General features: G+C 67.7%; 2 protein-coding genes. Both read right to left on the bottom strand.

Annotated elements, in window-relative coordinates; all coding sequences use genetic code 11:
- Nucleotides 1-865 precede the first annotated feature (865 nt).
- Entirely contained in the window at nt 866-2,329 is a 1,464-nt protein-coding gene (locus tag D2K64_RS23145) for an ATP-binding protein (protein WP_120010748.1), read from the bottom strand.
- Nucleotides 2,330-2,552: 223 nt separating this feature from the next.
- Nucleotides 2,553-2,786, bottom strand: a complete 234-nt coding sequence (locus D2K64_RS24830) for a hypothetical protein (RefSeq protein WP_157986093.1) — start codon at nt 2,784-2,786, stop codon at nt 2,553-2,555.
- Between the last annotated feature and the right edge of the window lie 391 nt (nt 2,787-3,177).

Below are 3,177 nucleotides of genomic sequence, written 5' to 3'. Positions count from 1 at the left end.
GTCGGCGCCTATCCGGCGGGCAGGGATTACGACCTCCGGCGCGGTGACCCGCGGGAGCGCGAGGCGGTGCTGCGCGCCATCGCCGCCGTGCCGCGGCCGGAACAGGACCCGGTACTCGGCCCTGGGGCGGGGTTGTGCCGTCTCTGGACCGGCTAACTGCCCCGGTTACGAGACCTCCTTGGCGTCGTCGATGATGAGGAGAAACTTGGTGATGTCCTGCGGTCGGCTCTGACCTCGTTTGGTATCGACGTGAACGAAACCGAGATCGTTGTCCTGGAACTTTCCGCCGCCTTTGTACGCGCGTTTGGAAGCCGTAGGGCGCCGCCGTGAGGATGCGCAAGATGCTGTCGCGGTTCAGAAGCGGCAGGACGTGCGTGACGACGAAGGTCAGTTCGTCGAGGGCGAAGTTAAACTCTTGCCCAGGCCTCGTAGCGCCGGGCCAGCAAGCCGGAAGACCCGGGGAGCGGGCGATCCCGGCGCGGACGGCCGGGCGGCGCGGGCATTTGGGTGGATCTGGTGAATGGCTCACCTCCGTCCCACGACCGAGCGCAACAGCCGCTCAGACCGGCGCCGGTATCCTATGAGGGCCAGCCCAACTGGCTCCCGACAATGTTCCGCGACCAGACAAGAAGCTTGCGGTGCTGGTTCGCCGCCGCGAGCAGGAGATGGAGCGTCATCGGCAGCACGGCGGAGGCCATCCATCCCGATCCAGGGTCCAAATGCAGCAGCCCCATGACCTCGCTTGGAGGTCATGGGGCTGCTGCCATAGTGGGACAGCAACATCAAAGCGCAGCGAACTGACTATGTCGGCCGATGCCCATGCCGATGCCGATGGCTCGGCCGACCCAGTTACATCGCTGATGGCTTACTCACCGTCACCGGTGCTGCAGCTGAGGAGCCTGGGGTCCCGCGCCACAGCCAGGGCAAGGCGTGCACCCAGCTTCGTCAGGGCGCGGTAGTAGTCGTCGCTGAGATGATCACCTGCGTAGTGATGCCCCAGTTCGTGGATGAGGAGGTCCAAGGCCTCCTCGGAAGCGCCCCCCTTGAAGAAGCGCCGCCCCAGCTTCGGGCGATTCAGGTAGAGCGGGCCGGCCGGGCCATAGCAGGCAGCCCAGAAGGCATCCGGCGCCAGCGCGAGCTTCACCTCAATGGGCTGACCGATGAGGTGCGGGGCGAGCCGCTGGTAGAGGGCCACGAGCGCCTGCTCCGCGTCTGACCACGCCTCGCGCGGCAGCGTCTGCAGCGGAGGCCCGCCGGGGGTGAACGGCTTCGGGGACGGCGTCACCTGACCGGCCGGCAGGAGGGCCCCGGCCGTGCGCACATTGGCCCACTCCTCGGCCGACAACTGGCTCCCGTGCACGACGGTGTACCCCGCGACCACCGCCAGCTTGTTGGCCTCCCGGTCCGAGGGGTCGTACACAACCGACTTCGGCCCGAAGCGGTTCGCGACCACGGTCCTGACCGCGGCGCTCGAGACATCCCGCGTTCCGAGCGCCTCGCGCACCCACACGGCCGTGGCCTGCTCGGCGGGCAGCCGGTCATGCATCACGTTCAGGACGGCGGTCCTGAGGGTGCGGAGGTATGCGGGCGGCACGTTGTCACGGTCGAGGCTCAGCGGCACCTTCTGCTGGACGTCGACGTGGTAGGTGTCCCCCGTCGGGACAACCGGGATGCCCATCTCGTACAGCGTGGCGACCTCGTCCCCGACCACCGGGAACACGCGCACCGAGGCCTTCCTGGTGGCCGGGCGCAGGTTGCCCTCGGCGTCCGCAATCTCGGTCCGCAGCGATGCCTCGAACTCAGCGCAGGGCGTGCGCGGCGGCAGCAGCCTCCCATTGAAGGTCGTGGTGATGCCGGCGGGCGGCAGCAGCCGGTGCACCGCCGCGCAGCAGGCAGCGAACTCCTCATTCGTCAGGCGGAGCTTTCCCTCGAAGACGGTGCCCCGCTCGCGGCGCCGCCGCAGCGGCGTACGTCCGCTCGCGTCGAAGCGCACGGCCTCGGTGGTCGAGACAATCTCCGCCTCCTGGCAGAGGGCGAGCACCAGCTTTTCCCCGAGGTTGAAGCGTCCCCGCTTCTCGGCATCGGCCTTCTTGCGGCTCTCCGCGAACAGCGTCCACGCCTGCGGGAGCGTCTTGAAGCCGTCGGGGTCGTCGTCCTCGACCCGGATGGTGGCCAGCCGCGAGCCGGGCTCCTTGGTGAGCGTGACATCGACGCGTGTGCTGTCCTGGTCCCAGGCGTTCTGGACGAGCTCGTAGAGCAGGAACTCGCGGCCCTTCCGCTCGAGCAGCTTTGCCAGACCATTGCGGTCGACTTCGAACCACTGCTGCATCGTCATCATCCTTTCTGCTCGACCACCCGAAGGGGGAGCGATTGAATCCTGTTGCCGGCATGCCCAGCACCTGATCCTGGTTGGGACCCATGGCGCTGGAGGCAGTCGGCGTCTCCATCCGCAGGCCGGCCCAAAGCCGCTCCCGGTGATCGGCCACGGGGGGTCAGACGCCCGCATGGCCATGCGACGTGACAGCCCGACCGTTGCGGCGTGATGGATGGCGCTAGAAGAAGGCTATGCCCGCCGTTTCGGCGATGGTCGCCGAAGCGAGCACGCCCTGGGGAGGCGGCCAGCGCCGATGGGCCGCGGCCATCCTGATCGCTTGAGCCTCGGTGCTGCACGCCGTGATGTGCCCGGCTTGCTTCCGCAGGTCGGCAAGTGCCGACGTCAAGCACGGCACGACCGACATTCTCTTGACGGCCCGCACGATGCCGCGCTGGCCGGTCAGCTCGGGCATGACCAGGAACCCGGGCCCGTAACGGTCACCCTGTTGGCGCAGCCAGGCGAGGAGGAATGCGCAGAGGCCGCGGCGCGCCGCTGCGACGGGCGAGGGATGTGTGGTGTTGGAAGGCCTGTGCACGCGACGAATCTCCCTCCTCTTATTCTGAGGAGAGACCGTCAGCACGCGCAGCCCAGGGCTGGCCTCCCCTTTCACGCCAGGAGCTTCCTCCTGGGAAAGAGCCGCGGACACTCGCCCGCGGAGGGCGCCTTTTGCCAAGTCAGCGTGCTGGTCGGTCGGAGATTGGTCCTGGGCCGCCTGCAAGACCAGAGATAATCCAAATACGCGAACTAGTCAACTTATTCTTGGCCATAAAACCCTATCTGGGATCACCGGCGGGCGCATGCGG

This window comes from Teichococcus vastitatis (assembly GCF_003604215.1).
Lineage (GTDB): Bacteria > Pseudomonadota > Alphaproteobacteria > Acetobacterales > Acetobacteraceae > Pseudoroseomonas > Pseudoroseomonas vastitatis.
The sequence above is the reverse complement of the archived record's forward strand: the minus strand, read 5'-3'. Positions and strand labels throughout refer to the sequence as shown.